This is a genomic window from Gluconobacter wancherniae NBRC 103581 (assembly GCF_007988885.1).
Lineage (GTDB): Bacteria > Pseudomonadota > Alphaproteobacteria > Acetobacterales > Acetobacteraceae > Gluconobacter > Gluconobacter wancherniae.
Genome location: NZ_BJUZ01000001.1, coordinates 537,937 through 561,194, shown reverse-complemented (window position 1 = coordinate 561,194; position 23,258 = coordinate 537,937). Strand labels below are relative to the sequence as shown.

16 protein-coding genes are annotated in these 23,258 nt (G+C 56.9%); 5 read left to right on the top strand and 11 right to left on the bottom strand.

Annotated elements, in window-relative coordinates:
• The first annotated feature begins 11 nt into the window (after positions 1 to 11).
• The 4 genes from thrC (at position 12) to GWA01_RS02545 (ending at position 4,984) form a co-directional block, all read left to right on the top strand.
• Positions 12 to 1,412 (top strand): threonine synthase, encoded by a 1,401-nt coding sequence (gene thrC / locus GWA01_RS02560; protein WP_146793713.1) that lies wholly within the window; start codon positions 12 to 14, stop codon positions 1,410 to 1,412.
• A 67-nt stretch (positions 1,413 to 1,479) separates the two neighbouring features.
• A complete protein-coding gene (locus tag GWA01_RS02555) occupies positions 1,480 to 2,745 on the top strand; it encodes a M16 family metallopeptidase (RefSeq protein ID WP_146793711.1) in 1,266 nt (421 codons plus the stop codon).
• Entirely contained in the window at positions 2,742 to 4,076 is a 1,335-nt protein-coding gene (locus tag GWA01_RS02550; RefSeq protein ID WP_146793709.1) for a TldD/PmbA family protein, read from the top strand. Before GWA01_RS02555 ends, GWA01_RS02550 begins: the two co-directional genes overlap by 4 nt.
• Positions 4,076 to 4,984 carry a Tim44 domain-containing protein gene (locus tag GWA01_RS02545; protein ID WP_146793707.1) on the top strand — a complete coding sequence of 303 codons (909 nt, stop codon included), beginning with the start codon at positions 4,076 to 4,078 and terminating at the stop codon, positions 4,982 to 4,984. The genes GWA01_RS02550 and GWA01_RS02545 overlap by 1 nt, the downstream gene beginning before the upstream one ends.
• A gap of 106 nt (positions 4,985 to 5,090) precedes the next feature.
• On the opposite strand, the gene GWA01_RS02540 is transcribed toward GWA01_RS02545, so the two are convergent.
• The 7 genes from GWA01_RS02540 to uvrB form a co-directional block, all read right to left on the bottom strand.
• A complete protein-coding gene (locus GWA01_RS02540) occupies positions 5,091 to 6,038 on the bottom strand; it encodes a heme o synthase (protein ID WP_146793705.1) in 948 nt (315 codons plus the stop codon).
• Positions 6,035 to 7,210 (bottom strand): cbb3-type cytochrome c oxidase subunit I, encoded by a 1,176-nt coding sequence (locus tag GWA01_RS02535; RefSeq protein ID WP_146793703.1) that lies wholly within the window; start codon positions 7,208 to 7,210, stop codon positions 6,035 to 6,037. Before GWA01_RS02535 ends, GWA01_RS02540 begins: the two co-directional genes overlap by 4 nt.
• Positions 7,211 to 7,292: 82 nt before the next feature.
• On the bottom strand, positions 7,293 to 7,973 hold the full coding sequence (locus GWA01_RS02530) for a class I SAM-dependent methyltransferase (RefSeq protein WP_146793701.1): 681 nt from the start codon (positions 7,971 to 7,973) through the stop codon (positions 7,293 to 7,295).
• A gap of 365 nt (positions 7,974 to 8,338) precedes the next feature.
• Positions 8,339 to 9,316: a glutathione synthase gene (gshB, locus tag GWA01_RS02520; protein WP_146793697.1), complete on the bottom strand. Its 978-nt coding sequence runs from the start codon at positions 9,314 to 9,316 to the stop codon at positions 8,339 to 8,341.
• Between the two features lie 285 nt (positions 9,317 to 9,601).
• Positions 9,602 to 10,102: a transcription elongation factor GreB gene (gene greB, locus GWA01_RS02515; protein ID WP_146793695.1), complete on the bottom strand. Its 501-nt coding sequence runs from the start codon at positions 10,100 to 10,102 to the stop codon at positions 9,602 to 9,604.
• Positions 10,095 to 10,982 carry an aldose 1-epimerase gene (locus GWA01_RS02510; protein ID WP_146793693.1) on the bottom strand — a complete coding sequence of 296 codons (888 nt, stop codon included), beginning with the start codon at positions 10,980 to 10,982 and terminating at the stop codon, positions 10,095 to 10,097. Before GWA01_RS02510 ends, greB begins: the two co-directional genes overlap by 8 nt.
• A 53-nt stretch (positions 10,983 to 11,035) precedes the next feature.
• Positions 11,036 to 13,246, bottom strand: a complete 2,211-nt coding sequence (gene uvrB, locus GWA01_RS02505; RefSeq protein ID WP_146793691.1) for an excinuclease ABC subunit UvrB — start codon at positions 13,244 to 13,246, stop codon at positions 11,036 to 11,038.
• Positions 13,247 to 13,480: 234 nt separating this feature from the next.
• Here uvrB and GWA01_RS02500 point away from each other — a divergent pair, with 234 nt between their 5' ends.
• Positions 13,481 to 13,897, top strand: coding sequence for a hypothetical protein (locus GWA01_RS02500; RefSeq protein WP_146793689.1), 417 nt, complete (start codon positions 13,481 to 13,483; stop codon positions 13,895 to 13,897).
• A gap of 45 nt (positions 13,898 to 13,942) precedes the next feature.
• Here GWA01_RS02500 and GWA01_RS02495 read toward each other — a convergent pair whose 3' ends face one another.
• From GWA01_RS02495 to GWA01_RS02480, 4 genes are all read right to left on the bottom strand, one after another.
• Positions 13,943 to 15,304 (bottom strand): ABC1 kinase family protein, encoded by a 1,362-nt coding sequence (locus tag GWA01_RS02495; RefSeq protein WP_146793687.1) that lies wholly within the window; start codon positions 15,302 to 15,304, stop codon positions 13,943 to 13,945.
• Between the two features lie 7 nt (positions 15,305 to 15,311).
• Complete coding sequence (locus GWA01_RS02490; protein WP_186819431.1) at positions 15,312 to 17,129, bottom strand: M3 family oligoendopeptidase; 1,818 nt, start codon at positions 17,127 to 17,129, stop codon at positions 15,312 to 15,314.
• A gap of 92 nt (positions 17,130 to 17,221) precedes the next feature.
• On the bottom strand, positions 17,222 to 21,736 hold the full coding sequence (gene gltB / locus GWA01_RS02485) for a glutamate synthase large subunit (RefSeq protein ID WP_146793683.1): 4,515 nt from the start codon (positions 21,734 to 21,736) through the stop codon (positions 17,222 to 17,224).
• Entirely contained in the window at positions 21,733 to 23,166 is a 1,434-nt protein-coding gene (locus GWA01_RS02480; protein WP_146793681.1) for an NAD(P)-dependent oxidoreductase, read from the bottom strand. The genes gltB and GWA01_RS02480 overlap by 4 nt, the downstream gene beginning before the upstream one ends.
• Positions 23,167 to 23,258: the final 92 nt, after the last annotated feature.

Sequence of the window (23,258 nt, the reverse complement as noted above, 5' to 3'; positions counted from 1 at the left end):
ATGCTCTTCGGATGCGCTACCGATCTACTCGCGGTGAACTGACCGCCAACGCACCCAACTTCTCCGACATTCTTCTCGCTGGCCTCGCCGGAGATGGCGGCCTTTACATGCCGGAGACATGGCCGAAAATCAGCGCCCAGACGCTTCGCGAGTGGCGCTCGCTCTCTTATCCGGATTTGGCTGCGGAGGTCATGGCGCCTTTCACTGCAGGGGCCATAGATCGCGATACGCTACGTGGAATGTGCCGCGATGCCTATGCGGGCTTCGATCACGCAGCCGTCGCTCCGCTCTGTGAAGTGGAAGAAGGGCTTTTTGCGCTTGAGCTGTTTCACGGCCCGACGCTTGCCTTCAAAGACATGGCCATGCAGCTTCTAGGTCGTCTGTTCGACCATGTGCTGACCGAGCGGAATCGGCACGTCACGATCGTAGGCGCAACGTCAGGTGATACCGGTTCTGCTGCTATCGAAGCCTGTCGTGGGCGAGACCGCCTCTCAGTCGTAATCCTGCATCCCAAAGGGCGCACTTCAGACGTACAGCGCCGCCAGATGACGACTATTCTGGATGAGAACATCCTCAATATTGCAGTCGAAGGCGATTTCGATACCTGTCAGGACCTTGTCAAAGGCATGTTCGCCGACAAGGAATTCCGCGACGAAGTCTCACTTTCTGCCGTAAATTCCATCAACTGGGCGCGCATCGCCGCACAGATCCCATACTATGTCCGGGCAGCCCTTGCGCTTGGCGCCCCCGACCGCGAAGTTTCTTTTGCCGTACCAACAGGCAATTTCGGCAATGTTCTGGCGGCATGGGCCGCGCGCCAGATGGGCCTCCCCATCAAGCGCCTTTGCGTCGGTTCGAACCGGAACGACATCCTGACGCGCTTCCTGCTCGACAACGACATGAGCATGCGTGCGGTTGAGCCGAGCCTCTCACCGTCGATGGATATTCAGGTATCCTCCAACTTCGAACGCCTCCTGTTCGAAATGCTCGATCGCAACCCGACACGCTGCGCGGCGATCATGCGTGAATTTCGCGAAACAGGCCGCATGGCAGTGCCTCATGACGCCTGGACGCGCATGAAGGAAGTCTTTGACGGAATGACGCTGGATGACACCCAGACGAGTGTCGCCATGCGCGAATTCTATAGTGAGAGCCTGTATCTCGCAGATCCGCATACAGCCATCGGCCTCGCCGCAGGGAAGCGTTTCAAGGAAGCGGGTATACCCATGGTCGCTGCCGCGACCGCACATCCGGCCAAATTCCCGGATGCGGTTTTCGCTGCGACCGGGATTCGTGCGGAACTTCCTCCGCATCTTGCTGATCTTTTCGAGCGCGAAGAGCGTTATACCACAATGAGCAGCGAAATTTCCGGCCTTCAGGCTGCAGTCCGCGCTCACATCCGACGCAACTAAAAACTTGCGTTCTGTGTCAGGCCCCCAATCTCAAGGGGCCTGACTTTTCTCGACCATACGGGATCCCATGACCGAAACCATCGAACTCACCAAGCTCGAAAACGGGCTCACCATCGTGACCGAACGCATGGAGCGCGTGGAGACTGTATCATTCGGTGCCTATGTCTCGACAGGCACACGCGATGAACGTGCAGAAGACAACGGCGTCTCCCACTTTCTGGAGCACATGGCGTTCAAAGGGACGGCACGCCGGTCAGCCGCCCGTATTGCTGAAGAAATCGAGAATGTAGGCGGCTATATCAACGCCTATACGGCACGCGAAACGACCGCATATTACGTCAAGCTTCTCAAGGAAGATCTTGCGCTTGGCGTTGATATCATTGGCGACATCCTGACGCACAGCACGTTTCTTGATGCAGAAATCGAGCGCGAACGCGGCGTGATCCTACAGGAAATCGGTCAGGCGAATGACACGCCAGACGATATCATCTTCGATCATTTTCAGGAACGGGCATACCCCGATCAGCCCATGGGACGCCCGACACTCGGGACCGAAGCATTAGTCTCGGGCATGACGCGTGACACGCTCATGAATTACATGCGTGAGCACTATACAACGCGCAACATCGTTATTGCTGCGGCAGGAAATCTGGACCACGCAACGGTTGTCGCACTGGTCAAAGAGCACTTCGCAGACCTCCCCACACATGACACACCCCGCACACGTGAAGCGGTATACTCAGGCGGAGATCTGCGCATCACCCGAGAGCTGGATCAGGCGCATGTCGTCATGGGCTTTCCGTCCGCAAGCTACCGCTCTGCGGATCATTATCCCGTCATGGTCCTTTCGACCCTTCTTGGCGGCGGAATGTCTTCACGTCTTTTCCAGGAAATCCGTGAACGCCGCGGGCTGGTCTATAGCGTCTATTCGTTTGCCTCCCCCTTTGGAGACAGTGGTGTGTTCGGCCTGTATGCGGGCACTGGAGGCGAACAGACGGCAGAGCTTGTTCCCGCTATGATCGACGAGCTTCGTCGCTTGCAAGATGGCCTCACGTCTGAAGAGATGGCTCGTGCCCGTGCTCAGCTAAAATCTTCTCTGCTGATGTCGATGGAAAGCACAGGCAGCCGTTGCGAGCAGCTCTCTCGCCAGATTCAGGTTCATGGGCGTCCGATTCCGACGGCGGAAACAGTGGCTCGCATCGACGCCGTTACCGAAGCAGACATCCTGCGCGTTGCACGTGACATCTTTTCCGGCACCCCAACATTCACGGCGATTGGCCCTGTCGAGAACCTACCATCCATAGAGGACATCACAGCAAGGCTTGCCGCATGACTGTAACAGCCCACGTTGAAGCTCTTTTGGCAGCAGCACGCCGCCATGGTGCGGATCATGCTGACGCTATTCTGGTTCGCAACGAATCAGAATCCGCTCTTGTGCGGCAGGGTGTTCCAGAAGGAATCGAACGCTCAGAGAGCGTCGCTCTGGGTTTGAGAGTTTTTCGTGGGCTAAGGGCCGCCACTGTTTCGACCAGCGTCATGGATGAACGTGAGTTCGACCGCTTGGCCGAACAGGCATGTGCCATGGCGCAGGTTGTGCCCGAAGACCGCTTCGGCGGCCTTTCTCCCGATGCCCAGTCCGGGGTGTTTGATGCTTCAGGTCTGGAGCTTGAAGACACTCAGGCCCCGAACATGGATGCGCTTCTGGCACGTGCTCGTGAAGCCGAAGAAACGGCTCTTGGTTTTGACGGCATTACAAACAGCAGTGGCGCTTCTGCCGGGTTTGGCCGAACAGTTATCGCGCTCGGCACATCAGCCGGCTTTCTGGGAAGTTATGCACGCACGAGCTATTCGAATGCCGTCAGCGTACTGGCCGGTGAAGGCGCAAACATGCAGCGCGACTATGCAGGTCGCAGCACGGTTTTCCTGAGCGATCTCATCAGTCCGGCCGAGATTGGGCGTGAAGCGGCAACGCGTGCGCTCAGGCGTCTGAACCCGGTGAAGCCCCGGACCGGTACGTATCCCGTAATATTTGATCCACGGGTTTCGACCTCCCTTCTAGGGCATCTGACCTCAGCGATCAGCGGTGCAGCAATCGCACGGGGCACATCCTTTCTGAAAGATTCGCTCGGGGACAAAATTTTTTCGAGCGAAATCAACGTTATCGATGATCCTCGTCGGCTTCGTGGAACAGGGTCCCGCCCTTTCGACGCTGAAGGGGGCAGCGCGCTCAGGATGAACCTCATCGAAGAGGGCGTCCTGCAGACATGGCTTCTGGACTCGCGCAGTGCGCGCCAGCTCGGCATGCGCTCGAACGGACGGGCTTCCCGTGGCGTTTCGTCTCCACCTTCGCCCGGTATTACAAACCTTCACCTGGCTCCCGGCTCTCTTGCACCGGATGATCTGCGTTCCGATATCCGTGAAGGTATCCTTGTTACTGAACTTATGGGCTCATCCGTCAACATGCTGACAGGCGATTACAGCCGGGGCGCATCGGGCTTCATGATCCGAGACGGCCAGATTGCCGAACCGGTCGCTGAACTGACGATCGCTGGAAACCTCAAGGACATGTTCGCGCGGATGATTGCGGGAAATGATCTTGAGTTTTGTCAGGGCGTTAACGCGCCGAGCGTTCGCATTGACGACATGAGCATTGCAGGAATCTGATGCGCAAAACCCGCTTTTTCCCTCTGGCTCTGGCCATTCTGTGCACTCTGGGCACAGCTGACGCGCGCCCGGGTCAGGGAATGTCCATGGGTAGCCGTGGCTCCCACACATGGAGCGCCCCTCCCCGGACGTCCATGACGCCAAGCTGGGCGAGACCAATGGACCGCACGGCAACACCCAATACTGGCTTCGGCGCAGCACAGCCCAGGCCTGCAGTACCCCCAATGTATGGGCGCCCTGCCTCACGCTACGGCACATCATTCCCGAGCCGACATCCGTTCATGACGGGCTTTATGGGCGGCATGCTGGGTGCCGGATTGTTTGGTATTCTGAGCGGACATGGAATGTTCGGTGGCATGAGCGGGGGAACATCGTTTCTGGGCTTCCTGTTCCAGGTGCTCATCATCGGCGGTCTGATCGTATTCCTGATCCGTGCCTTTGGCAGACGTGGCAACGCGGGTGGGCCAGTGGGAAGTGGCTTTGCACGGGCTGGAGCAGGTCCAGTCTCGCTCACCACGCAGGACTACAAGGAGTTCGAAATGCTCCTCCAGAATGTTCAGGCGGCATGGAGCGCACGTGACATGCGTGCGCTGTCAAACATGGCAACGCCAGAAATGGCTGGCTATTTCAATGAACAGCTTTCGGATCTGGCCAGCCGAGGCGCCCGCAATGTTGTCTCGGGCGTTCAATTCATGGGCGGTGATCTCTCGGAAGCATGGCGTGAAGGATCGTTCACCTATGCAACCGTCGCGATGCGTTATTCGATGTTTGACGTCACAACCGACATGATGGGTCAGGTTATCGACGGCAGCACCACAGAGCGCACCACAGTCACGGAGCTCTGGACCTTCCTGAAGGCTGACGGGCGCGGTAACTGGGTGCTTTCAGCAATCCAGCAGGGCGGTTAAAGCCTGTACAAAGCAACAACATAAAGAATTGCAGTGAGGGCTATGACCCCTCCTGCAATTCCAACCAGACGGCTCTGCCGCCGACGTGCAGTCAGATCAATGTCGGTCATGCGAGCAGCACCCGGTCTACAAGAAGTCCACAGAACAGTAAGAAGAGATAAGCCAGCGAATAGCGGAATGCGAAACGCGCGGGCTTGTCTGCTGTAAGGCTCACGCCCCCCTCATCCTGCTTGTCCATCAGAACACGCACAGCACACAGAATGAAGCCCAGATCGAGAAGGCTGGTAACGACCGTATAAGTCCAGCCACACTCTTTCATGAAGCTCGGAAGCAGGGAAACCGCCGTCAGAATAAAAGTATAGATCAGGATCTGCCAGCGTGTATGCCGTGCACCTTTCACCACCGGAAGCATCGGAATGCCTGCTTTTCCGTAGTCCTTGCAGGCATACAGCGACAAGGACCAGAAATGTGGAGGCGTCCACAAAAAGACGATTGCGAACATGGCAATCGGCAGCACACTGAGGGAATTCATGGATGCAGCCCAGCCAATCATTGGCGGAAATGCGCCCGCAGCACCACCAATCACGATGTTCTGCGGCGTGCTGCGCTTGAGCCACATCGTGTAGATGACGCTGTAGAAGAAAATTGAAAACGCCAGAATCCCGGCAGCGAGAACGTTAGTTGCCAGCCACAGCACAATAACGGACAGCACCGAGAGCACGACGCCGTATACCAGCACTCCCTGCTCGCGAATGCGCCCATCTGGAATGGGACGAATACTAGTACGTCGCATGATCGCGTCGATATCGCGGTCATACCACATGTTGATCGCACCGGCGGCGCCCGCACCAAAACAGATGCAGAGGATCGTTACCAGACCAACGGGAATTGATGGCCAGCGCGGAGCCACGGCCATCCCGGCAGCGCCCGTAAACACGACCAGCGAAATAACCCGAGGCTTCAGCAGCGACAGCCAATCTTTGATGCCAGCATCTCCATTCTGCCCTTCAATGGAGAAGATACCCGTAGGAGACAGAGGAGCTGTATCGCTCATGACGACACCCGCACGCGGCCAGCTTCTTTCATCAACGTCACGCCGAGTACAGCGAAACCGATCAGGCTCAGACCCATGATAAGGCCGCCGACTTCAGCGAGTGCTGGCACTACAGAGCAGATGCTTCCAGCCAGCGTCAGAAGCGCATGAAGCTTCCCAACACGAGGCAACGACACGCTCGGCAATTGATAAGAAAGCCAGGCATAGAAGCCTCCACAGAGCGCCATGATGCTTCCAAAGGCAGCGGCTGAGTGAGCGATATCCTGCCCTGGAAACAGCATTGAGGCCCAACCCGAGGCAAAAAGCGCGAGAGCACCAAAGGCCCAGGGCGTAACGCCATCAAGCTCAACGCGCTCCACCCACATATCCCGGCAGAGCGCCGCAAGAAGCATGGCACATGGCAGGGCCTGGCTCAGCAGGGCAATCGCGGGGAGCATGGAATTGGGGGTCCCACCAAAAAGGCTATCTGCCCAAAAAAGTGGCCCAACAAGACCAATCGTCCCAAAAACATAGGGTGCTACCCGCCAGGTCAAGCTCCCTGCGACAGGACGGCGGAGGAGAATAGCCGCGACGAGCCCCAAAGCTGGGGTGAGCATCAACGCCGTTTCCGGGAGATGCAGCAGCGTCACCAGACGGTCATTCAGGCCAACCACATCATCCCGATACAAGCCCTTCGTCACCAGAGCCGCCAGAACGGCTGCGGTAACGACTGCACCAGATGCAGTTGCAAGGAACGACCATACCAAAGGGGAAGCATCACGGAAGGAAATTCGGCGCTCTTCGAGGATGGTTGCAACGATATCAACTGCAACCGAGAGCACGCCCAACGCCCACATCAAAAGCCCTACGGCCGGGAAGATGGGCAGCAGCACGACTCCGCAAGCAAGGAAGCCAAAGCCCGCAAGCGATGCGGCAGGCAAAGAGGTCTTATTGGTTCCCAGTGCCTTAGGTAAAAGCCACTGTCCAAAACCGCCAAGCGCTGCCGGACAAATTACAAAGAAGGTCATCAACACACCGTGGCAGAGCGACTGCCCTGCCGTCGGGTGGATGTGAAAGACTGGAAGGGCCATCGATCCGCCCAGAACCCCGGCGAAAAGTGCCAGAAGAATGAACGAAGTTCCAAGACGCCGACTGGTCGTATTGGGGAAAGTATCGAAAGCCTGAAAAGTCATGATCGCTATGTCGGGTCCGTTGAGGATTACCGCAGCGAGCGTCGGAATACTCGGCGCCGGTCAAACCGGAACCATACGCCGATCAGGCGACCAGGGCTGCTTCCTCATCCTTACTCTCGCATTGCGGTAATGTCACCAGTGTAAAAAGCCCTGCGGGAGGAACTGGTGTCAGTGATGCGCGGCACAGATCTTCAGGAGGGAGTAGCGACTCGATAGCAAAATCGGGATGCCATCCCAGTGAACGGGATGCACGTGCCATTCCGCGCTCCACTGTCAGGCGCACACCACCCGTAGCCAGAAAATGGTTCACGAAGAGAATGTGTCCACCTGGGCGCACAACGCGCTTGAGTTCGGCCAAAAGCCGATCAGGATGCGGCACCACAGACGCAACAAACATCGCAACAGCAATATCGAAGCTATTGTCTTCGAAAGTTGTCGCTTCAGCATCCATTTCAAGAAGATCATCGACATTCGTGAGGCGCTCTTGCAGCACGCGCTGACGGGCGCGTTCCAGCATGTCCTCGGAGAGATCGATCCCGGTAATCCGCTTCTGCGTTGTGTAGGCTGGCAGGGCCAGACCTGTTCCAACACCAACTTCCAGTACGCGCTCGCCTGGCAGCGCGTTGACAGCGGCAACAGCCCGTTTTCGACCATAACCGGAGATGCCGCCAAAAACGGTATCATAAACGCGGGCCCATCGGCGGTATGCAGCCTTGACGGCGTCAGCGTCTAGAGCCGAGCGGGGCGAGAGGGTGGAGGACATAGTATATGCGACCTTCTGCATCCGACCCAGTCAGAGGGCCTTTGCGAAACTTCGTTCAGTTGGGTCCTTCTTGCCCTCCCGGAACCGCTTCTGGCAAGACACTGCATGCAGACTGAGTGTTAATGGGCGCTCAATCTTGTCGTCAGGAGAGTTTTCTTGCTGAATTTGTTTCTGATTCTTTTGGTCATCATCATATGGCCAAGCATTTTTTATCTGCACTACCAAGAGGCCATAAACAGATGGTTCATGAACCGTTTCGGCCGTGATTCAATGCCCTTATCACATAAAAGTGTACCGGGCGCGCCCCTTCCCTTCTCCTATGACCCACCCAAGGAAGAAGAGAAGACACCGGAAACCTGATCCTTTCAGGATTTCAGGCGTTTCTCGATTGAATCCCAGATCAGACCTGCACTGTTGATCCCATCAAAACGGTCAAGTTCCTGAAGGCCAGTTGGAGAGGTTACGTTTATTTCCGTCAACCAGTCTCCGATCACGTCGATTCCGGTGAAAATCAGGCCATTTTCCTGAAGGTACGGGCCGATAGCCTCGCAGATCTCCTTATCGCGCGACGTCAGTTCAACACTTTCCGCCCGACCACCGACATGCATGTTAGAGCGTGCTTCTCCCGTTGCCGGGACACGGTTGATTGCACCGATCGGCTTTCCGTCAACAAGAATGATCCGTTTGTCACCCTTGCGTACAGCAGGCTCATAGCGCTGAATCATCAATGGCTCTCTGGACCTTGAGAAATGCATCTCAAGCAAAGAAGCCAGATTTTCATCATCGGCCTTTACGCGAAAAATACCCGCGCCGCCGTTGCCGTAAAGCGGCTTGAGAATGATGTCCTGATGCTTTTTACGAAAAGCCGCAATCGCCTCGATATCCCACGTGATCAGTGTCGGCGGCATTAGCTGCGGGAAATGCGTGACAAGCAGCTTCTCCGGCGCGTTCCGCACTGCCACCGGGTCATTGACGACCAGAGAGCGCCCCTCACCCACGCCGTGGATATGCTCAAGCATATGTGTCGCGGTGATGTAGCCCATATCGAAAGGCGGATCCTGACGCATCAGAATGACGTCCGTTTCACCCAGATCAATGATCTGTTCGTCTCCGAATTCAGCGTGGTCATTCTTCTGACGGCGCACCGTCACAGGCCGCGCACGGGCGCGAACACGCCCCGAAATGCCATCACCCTCGACGAGGCTCAGGGCGGTTACGGGATATACCCACAACTCGTACCCACGGCTTTGGGCTTCGAGCATCATGGCAAACGTCGAATCGGCGTCTATGTTGACCCGTTCCAGAGGGTCCATCTGAACGGCGATCCGAAGTGGGCGTGACATGGCGAGGGCTCCGGCTGGGGAGGAGAAAAGAGAACAACTTCTGTAGCCGTGACACGCAGGATTTCAAAGCCATGCCCCATCGGGGTTCATCGAGGGGTGTAAGTCCGAAGAGAAATTTGTTCTGCTGGGCAGCGAAAAACCATGCCACGCTCGCTATTCCAGATTTTTCTTCTTCCCTTCTGCAGGAAGGCCGACACAATCGAATAAGCATTTTTGCGGCGGAGAGACGCAGGTTACTGGCGGGTTTGACCTCAAAGAGCCAGCCAAAGGAACGACCTCCGACTGTTACGGCGCTTCTTCTGGTGGGTAGGTGATCTTAGTGATCTCGATCTCTACCGGACCACCGGGTGTCTGAAGAATTACTTCATCTCCCACCCGTGTTCGCATGAGCGCACGGGCAATTGGTGACACCAGACTGACTTCGCCGCGAATCAGATCGGACTCGTCTACACCGAGGATCGTAACGGTCTGCTCATCGTCATGCTCATCCAGATAACTGACGGTCGCTCCGAAAAATACGCGATCACGGACGGTCTGGCGGCTGGGGTCCACAATGATTGCATTCTCCAGCCGCTTCCCCAGAAAACGCATGCGGCGGTCGATTTCCCGAAGCCGTCGCTTACCATACTGGTAATCCGCGTTTTCCGAACGATCGCCATTACTTGCAGCCCAGGAAACAATTTCCACAATCTTGGGGCGCTCTTTCTGGGCCAGTTCAAGCAGTTCGGCGCGCATCACAGCTGCACCGCGCGGAGAGAGGTAATGCGAGAGGGGCGTATCAACCATTGAGGCTGGAAACCCTGAACCGCATTCCACCACCAATGCGCGTTCCGGGCTTCAGAATGTGAAGTCCGCGATCTGCGATTTCGGGATGATTGATGGCATCCGTCATGTTGGTCACAGGCTCAACAGCAACAAACTGCTCTCCAGGCGCCGTATAGACCACCACATGCTGGAAAATCCTGTCGGCGTCGATATCAATACCCAAGCCCGCCGCTACATGGCGAAAAGCGACGCTCCCTGCAAAACCTGCAAAGCAGTTATCAATGACGCGCGCATGGGCATCCACAGGCTTTTCAAACGCCCACTCTCCTTCGCACGGCTCCCTGCGAAGAGGCAGGTTATCAGGCGTCGTACGCCATACACTGGAGGCATCAAAAGCAAGCGTCGCTTCTCCCGAAGCAGCCAAAAAGGGATGGAAACCAAACCCGACCGGCTGATCGCACTGATCACGGTTCTCAACCGCGATCTGAACTTCCAGCACGTCATTGCGCAACACGTACGAGATCACCGCACGATAGGCGAACGGCCATTCACGGTCATTCTCAACAGGTGTGTGGTCGAATGTCAGGATCGCGTAGTCCGGCCCCTGATGCGCGACAGTCCACTCATGCTCCCACGCATTGCCATGAATCGCATGAGGCTCACCGGTCAGATTATCAGCGAGTTGATACTCCTGCCCCTCAAACGAAAAACGACCGTCTGCAATCCGATTCGAATAGGGAATCAGCGGATAAGCCGCCACAGCCACCCCGTTCTGTGCACGCAGTGAAGGATTGGAAACGGGCAGGAAGACGTCCTTGCCGTCATGCTGCCAGCTTCCAATAGAAGCGCCGGTCTGGGGCAGCAGCGTCAGCCGGTTCTTGCCTCGGATAAGTTCAATCATGGCAGCGGAATTCCTCGCTCGGGGCAGATCAGATGGGGCTCATATGAACCAGATCAGCGCGCTCTTCCACGCCCCTTCTTCCTGGCAGGGTCATAACCACCACCGCCTGGACCAAGAGGCACCGGGCCTTTGGGTTTCTTTCCACCACCAGCGCGACCTGCCGTCGAGGTTGCAACAGGCGGTGGCTCAAGGCCCATATCGATCGCCTCAAGTCTGCGCACTTCATCACGCAGGCGCGCTGCCTGCTCGAAGTCCAGATTAGCCGCAGCCTCGCGCATCCGCTTTTCAAGCTCCTGAATGGAAGCACCAAGCGATTTCCCGACGAATTCCTGCGTATCTCCACCGGAATCGGGCGTGACAGTCACATAATCCTGCTCAAATACGGAAGAGAGCGCATCGCCGATCTTGGTGCGGACTGTGGTCGGCGTAATGCCATGCGCTTCGTTCCATTGTGTCTGAAGTGCGCGGCGACGTGCCGTTTCATCAATCGCGAACTGCAGACTGTCCGTCATTTTGTCTGCGTAGAGCAGAACATGCCCGTCTACATTTCGGGCGGCTCTGCCGATTGTCTGAATCAAAGACGTACGCGAACGCAGAAAGCCTTCCTTATCCGCATCCAGAATCGCGACAAGAGCACACTCCGGAATATCCAGTCCTTCCCGAAGCAAGTTGATGCCCACAAGAACATCAAACGCTCCAAGGCGGAGATCCCGAATAATTTCGATGCGCTCAAGCGTATCCACGTCAGAATGCAGATAGCGCACCTTGATCCCCGCCTCGCCGAGATAGTCTGTTAAATCCTCGGACATGCGCTTTGTGAGTGTCGTAACAAGAACGCGCCCGCCCTTTCCGATCGTGTCCCGGCACTCATGAAGAAGATCATCAACCTGCCCTTCGACCGGACGAACAATCGTAATCGGATCAATCAGGCCAGTCGGGCGGATGATCTGTTCCGCGAACACACCACCCGTGCGTTCCATTTCCCATTTTCCCGGCGTGGCAGACACAAACACGCTCTGCGGTCGGAATGCCTCCCACTCGTCAAACGAGAGCGGGCGGTTATCGAGGCATGAAGGCAAACGGAAACCATATTCCGAAAGGACGTTTTTCCGTGCCCTGTCTCCACGCTCCATGCCCCCAATCTGCGGCACGGTTACGTGGCTCTCATCCACAATCAGCAGCGCATCTTCGGGAAGATATTCAAATAGCGTTGGTGGCGGATCGCCCGGCCCGCGCCCTGAGAGATAGCGGGAATAGTTTTCGATGCCCTTGCACGCGCCAGTCGTCTCGATCATTTCCAGATCAAACGTCGTGCGCTGCTGAAGTCGCTCTGCCTCCAGCAGTTTCCCTTCTTCAGTAAACTGCGCCAGTCGTTTGCGAAGCTCATCCTTAATGCTGATCATCGCCTGATTAAGCGTTGGGCGCGGCGTCACATAGTGGGAGTTTGCGTAGACGCTGATCTCGGCCAGATCCGCCGTCTTGTTGCCCGTCAGCGGATCAAACTCGGTAATCTGGTCAATTTCGTCGCCAAAGAGAGACACGCGCCAGGCACGGTCCTCATTCTGGACCGGGAAAATATCAATCTGCTCACCACGCACTCGAAACGTACCGCGCTCGAAGGCGGCGTCGTTACGGCGATACTGGAGTTCGACGAGCGCCTTTATCAGCATGTCTCGATCAATACTCCCGCCCGTCTCGAGTCGGACCACCATCCGGGAATACGTCTCAACCGAACCGATACCGTAGATGCATGAGACCGAGGCCACGATAATGACATCGTTGCGTTCCAGAAGTGCCTGCGTGGCAGCATGGCGCATCCGGTCGATCTGTTCGTTTATCTGGCTATCTTTTTCGATATACGTGTCAGATCGGGCAACATATGCCTCCGGCTGATAATAATCATAGTACGAAACAAAATACTCGACCGCATTATCAGGAAAAAACTGCTTCATCTCACCGTAAAGCTGCGCTGCAAGCGTCTTGTTTGGTGCCAGAATGAGCGTTGGCTTCTGGGTCTGCTCGATGACTTTTGCCATCGTGAATGTTTTACCTGAGCCGGTTACGCCCAGCAGAACCTGATCGCGCTCTTCTGCATCTATCCCCTGCACCAGCTCTCTGATCGCGTTAGGCTGATCTCCCGCTGGCTCATAATCGGATTTGACGACGAATTTGCGCGTCTTTGCCTTTGCAGGTTGCCGCTCCGGCTGAAAGCCTGTGAGGCGGGTTTCAGGGATATTCTCAAGGGTCGAGCGTGCGTTGGCCATGCCCTATCAGGTGGGACGTCCCGGCACCTGACGCAAGGCATTTTCGCAGTGGAAAATCCGGGGTGTCGCGGCTGGGTAAAGCAAGACACATCATGTTCCCGTGTCAGAACAGCTTATGCTGACATGGTGTCTTTGTGTGTCTATTTTGAGACAGTGTGTTTCCATAACATCTGTCAGGAGTTTGCCCAGCACGATAAAATGACCTGCATCCGTCATCACAGGAACACCAGATCCATGGATATCCAAACAATCGAACAGACTTACAACCAGCTTCAGAGCCAGTCCCAGCAGACAGCTCAGGCTTTGCAGGCGCTTGGCTCCAAAATGCAGAACGCAGCCCAGAGCGGAGATATGCAGGCTCGTGAATGGTCATTGGATCTCAGGGAGCTGGCACTCGCCATTCAGGCTGAACAGCAGCAGGTCGCAACGCTGCTTCAGCAGATTCACGGTGCCATGATGAACGCCGATCAGGGCCAGCAGCAGAACTACGCTCCCCAGCAGAATTACGTGCAGGAAGCGCCTCCGCCGGTTCAGGTTCAGTCTTCCAGCGGCGGCTTTCTCTCAAGCGTCCTGAATTCCGGCTTCGCGCACTCAGTCGCAGCAGGTGCGGGCTTCGGTATTGGCGACGACCTCATCAAGGAAATCTTCTGATTTCCGGGAGGGGCGCTCCATCACGAAGCGCCCCTCCTCTTTTCGTCACAGCGTAGAAAGCGGTGGCGGCACTTTGGCGCGGGTCAGGGCATCTTTCTGCCGTTGCGCCAGAACATCCACATCGAACCCGTCAATCAGTTCCTCGAACATGCGATGCCAGTTCAGGCGCGCACCCAGACGCAGGAACGCACTTCCCAGACCAATCGCCGAGCGGTCCATCAGCACGAACTCACGCGGCAGCTTGATGCCTCCCGTCCGTTTGAGGCCTGTGTAGACACGGTCCAGAACTTCGCGTGCTTCTGCCGGATCATTGCTCTCCTGCATCGTGCATTCACGATCCGTCATGAGGGGGCGATAGAAGAACCGCGCCCATTCATTAAGGATCTGAGCCGTCTCACGCGAAACATCGGTGAAGCCCCAAGAGCTATAGGCATGAAATGCGAGCTCTTCGTTGTTTTCACGCAATGCCGTGAATAAGTCGATCACACCCTGTACAAACCGGGGCGTAAAGACGCGAATAGCACCAAAATCCAGCACGTTCAGGCCAAAATCAGGGCGGACCGTGAAATTGCCCATATGCGGATCACCATGGATAACGCCGTACTGATAGACCGGCGTATACCATGCACGAAACAGCGCCCGTGCCATGGCATTGCGCTCTTCCTGTGACGGATTTTCCGCCAGAACGCTCTTCATGCCCCGACCCGAAACCCAGTCCATCGTCAACAGGCGCCCTGTCGAGACTTCCTCTATTGGCGCAGGGATCGTGACGTCAGGCGTGTTGGACAGGATATCTCCGTAAAGCCGCAGATGCGTGGCCTCGCGACGATAATCCAGTTCCTCCCGCAGGCGTTCTGCAAGCTCGGTATAAACGTCATCCTGACGGATGGCCGTTTCGAAATGCTTGTAGAGGCCGAGTGCCGCCCGGAACTGCCTCAGATCCGACTCCACAGCGCCCTGCATGTCAGGATATTGCAACTTGCAGGCCACCTCACGCCCATCAACCAACCGTGCACGGTGAACCTGCCCGAGCGATGCGGCAGCTACAGCCTCATGGCTGAATGAACGAAAATGCTTTTCCCAGCCACTCCCCAGCTCAGCCGTCATGCGGCGCCGCACGAAGCTCCACCCCATGGCAGGCGCGTTGGACTGAAGATGCGCCAGCTCCTCGGCATACTCATCGGGGAGCGCACCCGGAATGGTGGACAGGAGCTGGGCCCCCTTCATGAGTGGTCCTTTGAGATTGCCCAGCGCAGATTTCAGACCTTCGGCATGGATAACCTTGTCCGTCTTGATCCCGATACGGTTCCCCGCCAGCCGGGCAGCAATGCCGCCCACAGCCCCGGAGGTGCGAGCCATCCGCTTTAGCTCGCCCATGAAACCCGTGTTGTCGATGTCCCGCGCCATGACGTTCTCAGCCCTCCTGCTCGAGCTGATCAATCAGACCCGAGATAACATCCAGTCCTTTACGCCAGAAACCCGGATCCGTCGCATCAAGGCCGAATGGCGCGAGAAGCTCCTGATGACGGAGCGTACCGCCCGCCTCAAGCATTGCGCGGTATCTGTCCGCAAAACCTTCCGGTTCCTCCTGATAAACGCCGTAAAGCGCATTCACCAGACAATCCCCAAAGGCATATGCGTAAACATAGAATGGCGAATGCACAAAATGCGGAATATAGGACCAGTAAGCATCATAATCCGGGCTAAAGCTGAATGCCGGCCCCAAACTGTGAACCTGCACTTCACGCCAGATTTCACCAATGCGCTCTGCTGAAACTTCGCCATTACGGCGCTCATCATGCAGACGCACCTCAAACTGGTAGAACGCAACCTGACGCACCACCGTGTTCAGCATATCCTCAACTTTGGCAGCCAGCATGTGACGACGGCGTTTTGGGTCCGTCTCAGCATCCAGAAGAGACTGGAAGGTCAGCATTTCCCCAAACACTGATGCTGTTTCCGCCAGCGTCAACGGCGTGCCTGAATTGAGATATCCCTGCTTCTGCCCAGCGAGAATCTGATGAGCGCCATGACCCAGCTCATGGGCCAGCGTCATCACATCCCTCGGGCGACCATGGTAATTCATGAGAATATACGGATGGACGTCAGGAACCGTGGGGTGCGCAAAGGCACCCGAGGATTTTCCCGGAACCGCCGCCGCGTCGATCCACGGATTAACCATGAACCGCTGCACCAGCGCACCAAGTTCGGGATCAAAATCCGCATAAGCCTTGCGAACGATTTCCTTGCCATCTTCCCAACTGATGAGCGCATCAGGAACACCGGATAGCGGTGCATTCCGGTCCCAGTGCTCAAGCTTTTCCAACCCGAGCCACTTTGCCTTCATGGCGTAATACCGATGAGACAGACGCGGATATGCCTCATCGACTGCACTCACCAGCGCATCAACAACCTCGTCCTCAACCATGTTCGCCCGGTTCCGGCTGCTGGCGGGACGTGGATAGCCACGCAGGCCGTCGGAGATGGATTTATCCTTGGCGAGGGTATTCGTGATCATCACCAGAAGACGCGAATTTTCCGCCAGCACGGCACTGACCTGTTTCGCTGCTTCTTCACGCCTGGTGCGATCCGCGTCCGTCAGGCGGTTGAAAGCATCCCCCAGCGGCTTGATTTCTCCATCAAGCGTGACGGTCAAAGAGGCCATGGTCTCGTCGAAAAGGCGGTTCCATGCATTGCGAGACGTGACGGATTTCTCCATCAGCACCTGCTCGACCTCATCTGAAAGCTGATAGGGCCGGAAGACCCGCAGGTCGCGTAGGTATGGCCGCCACTTTTCCATGGCCGGATCTGCGGTCAAAGCATCAAGCGTCTGGTCTTCGATGCGATTGATCTCAAGCGAGAAAAACAGCAGGTAGGCGGAAATATCGGTCAGGCGTTCCTGCACACTCTGTGCAAAACGACCACATTCCGCATCTGTGGTGTGCGCTGCGAAAAGAAGCTGGGAGAAGGATCCGATCCTCCCAAGTCCCTGTTCAATGCTTTCATATTCATCAAACACACCAGCGAGTTCAGCAGGTGACAGGCTTGCAAGCCTGCCCTTCCATTTCTCGCAAAATGCCTTGGATTGACCTTCAAGCGCCGCAAAATCCGCCTGGACGGCCGGATCGCTGACAGAGGCATAGAGATCCGACAGGTCCCAGCGCGGCGGTTTCGTTGCAGCACTGGAACCTGCAGTATCAGGATTGAAGCGGATGGAGGCGGGAGAAGGCATGCTGTTCATGCCTTCAAGATTAGAACGACACCGCCCCGGTTCAAACCTGATGTTGATGACAATTCCGTAGTCTTACGGAACCTTCACATTTCTTAAGCAGAAAGCTGCGACAGATCCTCATACGCATAACCGATGATCCGGGCATAATCCTTGGGGACGACATGCCAGAACTGTCCCAGCGTCCGCTCCCAGCGATGGAGCAGCTCTTCCGCATACGTGCTGCCCGTTTCCGCTACGTGTTGCTCCACAAGGGCACGAAGCTCATCACCCCACTGCCCTGCCGGAACACGGCTCATCATGACCGTATCCTTGTTGACGCGCGCTTCGAACCGCCCGTCCAGATCCAGCACATAAGCCGTACCGCCCGTGAACCCTGCGCCGAAGTTGTCGCCTGTCTCACCGAGTATCACGACGGTACCACCCGTCATGTACTCGCATGCGTTCGAACCACATCCCTCGATCACAGCCGTAGCACCTGAATTTCGGACGGCGAAACGCTCCCCCGCCTGCCCGGCGGCAAACAGCTTGCCGGACGTCGCACCATACAGAACCGTGTTTCCGATAATCGCGTTCGTCTCAGAGGCCCATTGTGCAGAAGGCGCCTTACGCACGACGATCGTCGCCCCTGAAAGGCCCTTACCGACGTAATCGTTAGCGTCGCCCACCACTTCCAGCTTCACGCCCTGCACAGCAAACGCGCCCAGAGACTGGCCCGCAGACCCGCGCAGAGAGAGCGTCAGATGGCCTTCCGGCAATTCGTGCATACCGAATTTGCGCGTGATGAGCGACGACACGCGCGTACCGATCGCACGATGTGTGTTCTGGACCGTGTAATGCAGGTGCAGCTTTTCGCGGCGCTCAAACAACGGATTGGCGTCTGCAATGATCTGCGCATCAAGTGTTTCAGGGACTTCGTTGCGTCCCTCGCGGGTGCAGTAACGCGCATGTTCGCCCGGATCGGCCTGAACCAGCAGGGAATTGAGATCCAGATCGTCCAGATAATCCGCACCGCGCGATACCTGACGGAGCATATCCGTCCGGCCAATCACTTCAGCCAGCGACTTCACGCCAAGCTCTGCGAGAATGTTGCGAACGTCTTCAGCGATCAGCGTGAAAAGATTGATGACCTTTTCCGGCGTCCCCTCAAACTTCTCGCGCAGTTTCTCATCCTGCACACACACACCCACCGGACATGTGTTGGAATGGCACTGGCGCACCATGATGCAGCCCATCGCAACCAGAGCAGCGGTTCCGATACCGAACTCCTCGGCACCCAGCATCGCAGCCATCACGACATCACGCCCGGTCTTGATGCCACCATCTGTCCGCAGCGTCAGGCGATGACGCAGACGGTTGAGCATCAGTACCTGATGCGCCTCGCTCAGCCCCATTTCCCAAGGCAGGCCAGCGTAATGAATGGAGGATTGCGGACTTGCCCCGGTTCCACCCGAATGGCCGGAAATCAGGATCGCATCTGCCTTGGCCTTGGCGACACCTGCCGCAATCGTGCCGATACCAGTGCGGGCCACAAGCTTAACCGTGACGGTAGCCGTCGGATTGATCTGTTTCAGGTCATAGATGAGCTGAGCCAGATCCTCGATGGAATAGATATCATGATGAGGCGGTGGCGAAATCAGCGTCACGCCCGGCGTCGCATGCCTCAGGCGGCCGATCAGTTCCGTGACCTTGAAGCCCGGTAGCTGACCACCCTCACCGGGCTTTGCACCCTGCGCCATCTTGATTTCAATTTCGCGGCAATCATTCAGATACTGCGCCGTTACGCCAAACCTGCCGGACGCAACCTGCTTGATTGCGGATGATGCATTATCACCATTCGGACGGGGCTTTGAACGCTCGGCATCCTCACCACCTTCACCGGAATCAGACTTTGCGCCGATACGGTTCATGGCGATTGCCAGCGTCTCATGCGCCTCCGGGCTCAACGCACCAAGCGAAATGCCCGGAGCCACCAGACGACGACGGATCTGCGTGATGCTCTCGACTTCATCCACCGCAATCGGCTGAGATACAGGCCGGAAATCCAGCAGATCGCGCAGCGCCACGGGAGGCATACGGCGCACGGCGTCGGCATAACGGCGATAGAGCGTAAAGCTGTTGGAGGTGACGGCCGTCTGAAGCATGTGCACAAGCTGCCCGGAGAACGCATGCGTTTCGCCGGTGCGCCGAAGCTTGTAACGCCCGCCAATCGGCAGTGCTTCGACGTTACTGTTCCAGGCTGCGGCGTGTGCGCCCAGAATATTGCGCGCGATACCAGGCAGGCCGATCCCCGAAATGCGCGACGGCATCCCCGGAAAGAACTCCGCTACGAGCGCGCGCGACAAGCCGATCGCTTCGAAATTATACCCGCCACGATACGCCGAAATGATCGAAATGCCCGATTTGGACATGATCTTCAGCAGCCCCTTATCCACGGCCTTACGATAACGCTCCACCGCTTCACGCAATGTCATGTTGCTGAACAACCCACGACGCAGGCGATCAGCGATGCAATGCTGCGCAAGGAACGGATTTACCGTGGTGGCGCCCACGCCGATGGTCACAGCGATGGCGTGCACATCAATGGCGCCCGATGTCCGGACATTCAGAGACGTAAATGTTCGCAGGGAATTACGCACCAGATGGACGTGCACCGCAGCGGTAGCCAGGATCATGGGGATCGCGGCACGCTCGGCATTGCTGTGTTCGTCCGTTAGGAACAGATGGGTGCATCCGCCACGAACGAAATCCTCAGCCTGCGTGCGGATCGAGACAATAGCCGCACGAAGCGCCTCTTCCCCGCCTTCGGCCACAAACGTGCAGTCGATCACGCCTGCACTCTCTCCGCAGACCTTACGCAGTGCGTCAAATTCGCCACTGGTCAGTACGGGGCTTGGAAGCTGGAGCAGATCGCACTGTTCAGCGGACTGATCGAGGATGTTGCCCAGATTGCCAAGACGCGTGATCAGGCTCATCGCCCGAGTTTCACGCAGACTGTCGATCGGCGGGTTGGTAACCTGACTGAAACCCTGCCGGAAATAATGGGCCAGACCACGATAGTTCGTGGACAACACCTGAAGCGGCGTATCATCCCCCATCGACCCCAGCGCTTCGGCGCCGGTCTCGACCATCGGATGCAGAATCGTCTCCAGCTCCTCGTAGGTCAGGCTGACAGCAAGCTGGCGACGGCGCAGGTTTTCCGCATCGATCGCATCCGGTTCCGTCACATCGCGCACGATCGGCTCGATATTGCGGATATGCTTTGTCCAGCTTTTGAAATCCCGCCGGGAAGCTAGCATTTCCAGAAGCTCATCAGACTGGTAGAGGCGCCCCTCCTTGAGGTCGAGGGCCAGGGTCTGCCCCGGCCCGAGGCGCCCGCGGCTGAGGATGCGCGCATCCGGCACCCGCACCATACCCGTTTCGGACCCGACGATCAGAAGACCGTCCTGCGTGATCGTGTAACGCAGCGGGCGAAGACCTGCACGGTCCAGACCCGCAACAATCCATCGACCATCGGTGGCACAAAGAGCCGCGGGGCCATCCCATGGCTCCATTACGGCATTGCAGTAGCTGAACAATGCCCTTGCCGCGTCCGACATCGTCGAGTTCGCACCTGCTGATGCCGGGACAAGCAGCGTCTTCGCCATAGGCGCATCGCGACCGGCAAAGGTCAGCAGTTCAAAGACGTTATCGAGAGCGGCCGTATCGGAGCCAGCAGCCTGCACAACCGGCTTGATGTCTTCCATGTATTGGTTAAGCGCCGGGTGCGACAGGCGCGTCTCATGGGAACGCATCCAGTTCGTGTTGCCGGAAATCGTGTTGATTTCGCCGTTATGGGCGACCTTGCGGAAAGGCTGGGCCAACTTCCATGTCGGGAACGTGTTCGTCGAATAGCGCTGATGATAGATCGCAAAACGCGAAACAAAGCGCTCGTCCAGCAGATCCGGATAAAAATCTGTCAGGTTCTCGGCAAGGAACATGCCCTTGTAGATGACGGAGCGGCACGACATCGAACAGACATACAGATCGACATGCGCCGCATCCGAAGCCTTTTCGATACGACGACGCAGCACATACAGATCACGCTCGAAATCATCCTCACTCCGCCCAAGGCGGTTGCGGATCATGATCTGTTCGATCTCAGGGCGCGTCTGGTTTGCCTTTTCACCGATGCAGGCCGTATCGATCGGCACCTGACGCCAGCCATAGATGCCGTAACCAAAATTCAGGATCTCGGTTTCGATGATCTGGCGGCCACGCTCCTGCGATGCGAGGTCTGTCTTTGGCAGGAACACCATGCCAACAGCGATGCGACCGTCGATTTCGTCGTCGCCTGCGCTATGGATGGCGTCCGCAAAGAAATCCTGCGGAATCTCAACATGAATTCCAGCGCCATCGCCTGTCTTACCGTCGGCATCAACAGCGCCACGGTGCCAGATGTTTCCCAATGCCTCGATACCGGCACGCACAACATCACGGCTCGCCTTGCCATCAAGAGACGCAACGAGACCTACGCCGCAGGAATCGCGTTCCTGAGAAGAATCATAAAGGCCCTTGAGGCGCTCGACGTTCTCTGCGTACTCGCGGATGAAGTCATTTTGCTGGGTCATTCCGCGGCCTCCGCTGCTGCCGTTTGTGTCATGTAATGATGGATTGATTCGGCGGCATCCCGGCCATCCCGGATCGCCCAGACGACGAGACTTGCGCCACGAACAATATCGCCACCGGCAAAAACGCCTTCTAGGCTGGTCTCAAAACCACCTGGTGCAACCTTCAGCGTACCCCAACGCGTCACCGCGAGATCCGGCTGCTGCCAGAGAGCGGGCAGGTCTTCAGGGTCAAACCCGAGTGCACGGATGACAAGATCACCCTCAACAACCGAATGCTGGCCCGTAGCTTCAATTGAACGACGGCCCGTTGCATCCGGAGCACCAAGACGCATCTTCTGGACACGTACGCCGCCGACTTTCTGATCTCCCACGAAGGCTTCAGGTGCGGCGAGCCACTCAAATTTCACGCCTTCTTCCTCAGCGTTTCCAACCTCCTGGCGCGATCCGGGCATATTCTCGCGATCACGTCGGTAAACGCAGACCACATTTTCTGCTCCCTGCCGGATGGACGTGCGAACGCAGTCCATCGCAGTGTCACCACCGCCAATCACCACAACCCGGCGCCCCTTCGCGTGAAGCGCGAGATCCTCGCCGGGATCTTCATCATAACCCCGACGGTTGGACGCTGTGAGGAAGTCGATTGCATCGACCACACCATTCAACCCTGCTCCGGGCACCTGTACTTCGCGCGAGCGATAGACGCCGGTTCCCAGAAAGACTGCTTCATGGCGATTGCGCAGTTCATCGAGCGATGTTTCGCCATCAGCCGCACCAATCGGCGTTGAAAGATGAAAAACAATTCCCTGCTGCTCAAGAAGGGCATGACGCCGGGCAATGACGGTCTTCTCAAGCTTGAAGCTTGGAATTCCGTAAACCATAAGGCCGCCAACGCGATCATGACGGTCATAAACATGAACTTCATAGCCAAGCGCGCGCAGCCGTTCCGCACAGGCGAGCCCCGCAGGCCCGGCGCCCACAATACCCACACTGCGCCCAAGCTCACGCTCTGGCATTGAGGGCTTCACCCAACCCTGTTCGAATGCGTTCTCAGTAATAAAGCGTTCAACCGCACCAATCGTAACGCTTTCAAAGCCCTTCTCGATGACGCAATTGCCTTCACACAGACGGTCCTGAGGGCAGATACGCCCACAGATTTCGGGGAAGGTGTTGGTCGCAGAAGACATTTCATAGGCTTCCTGCAAACGGTCTTCTGCCGTGAGCTTCAGCCAGTCCGGGATATTATTCCCAAGCGGACAATGGACCGAGCAGAACGGAATGCCGCACTGTGAGCAGCGTGATGCCTGCTCTTCAGCCCGCGTCCGGACGAACCCCTTGTAAATCTCACCGAAATCGTGACGTCGTTCGTCAGCCCCGCGCTTCTCGGGTTGCACCTGTGGTTGGGTAACGAACTGCAACATCCGTTCGGCCATTCGTGGGGTTCTCCTGAAAGACGCGCAAAAAGCGCAAAAATCCTGTGAACCCCAGCTATTCCGTCATTCAAACGGATAATAGTCAGCATTGC

Bases quoted from the DNA above. Each gene is read 5' to 3' on its own strand.
- thrC (WP_146793713.1), top strand. From the start codon at position 12: ATGCGCTACCGATCTACTCGCGGTGAACTGACCGCCAACGCACCCAAC.
- GWA01_RS02555 (WP_146793711.1), top strand. From the start codon at position 1,480: ATGACCGAAACCATCGAACTCACCAAGCTCGAAAACGGGCTCACCATC.
- GWA01_RS02550 (WP_146793709.1), top strand. From the start codon at position 2,742: ATGACTGTAACAGCCCACGTTGAAGCTCTTTTGGCAGCAGCACGCCGC.
- GWA01_RS02545 (WP_146793707.1), top strand. From the start codon at position 4,076: ATGCGCAAAACCCGCTTTTTCCCTCTGGCTCTGGCCATTCTGTGCACT.
- GWA01_RS02540 (WP_146793705.1), bottom strand. From the start codon at position 6,038: ATGAGCGATACAGCTCCTCTGTCTCCTACGGGTATCTTCTCCATTGAA.
- GWA01_RS02535 (WP_146793703.1), bottom strand. From the start codon at position 7,210: ATGACTTTTCAGGCTTTCGATACTTTCCCCAATACGACCAGTCGGCGT.
- GWA01_RS02530 (WP_146793701.1), bottom strand. From the start codon at position 7,973: ATGTCCTCCACCCTCTCGCCCCGCTCGGCTCTAGACGCTGACGCCGTC.
- gshB (WP_146793697.1), bottom strand. From the start codon at position 9,316: ATGTCACGCCCACTTCGGATCGCCGTTCAGATGGACCCTCTGGAACGG.
- greB (WP_146793695.1), bottom strand. From the start codon at position 10,102: ATGGTTGATACGCCCCTCTCGCATTACCTCTCTCCGCGCGGTGCAGCT.
- GWA01_RS02510 (WP_146793693.1), bottom strand. From the start codon at position 10,982: ATGATTGAACTTATCCGAGGCAAGAACCGGCTGACGCTGCTGCCCCAG.
- uvrB (WP_146793691.1), bottom strand. From the start codon at position 13,246: ATGGCCAACGCACGCTCGACCCTTGAGAATATCCCTGAAACCCGCCTC.
- GWA01_RS02500 (WP_146793689.1), top strand. From the start codon at position 13,481: ATGGATATCCAAACAATCGAACAGACTTACAACCAGCTTCAGAGCCAG.
- GWA01_RS02495 (WP_146793687.1), bottom strand. From the start codon at position 15,304: ATGGCGCGGGACATCGACAACACGGGTTTCATGGGCGAGCTAAAGCGG.
- GWA01_RS02490 (WP_186819431.1), bottom strand. From the start codon at position 17,129: ATGCCTTCTCCCGCCTCCATCCGCTTCAATCCTGATACTGCAGGTTCC.
- gltB (WP_146793683.1), bottom strand. From the start codon at position 21,736: ATGACCCAGCAAAATGACTTCATCCGCGAGTACGCAGAGAACGTCGAG.
- GWA01_RS02480 (WP_146793681.1), bottom strand. From the start codon at position 23,166: ATGGCCGAACGGATGTTGCAGTTCGTTACCCAACCACAGGTGCAACCC.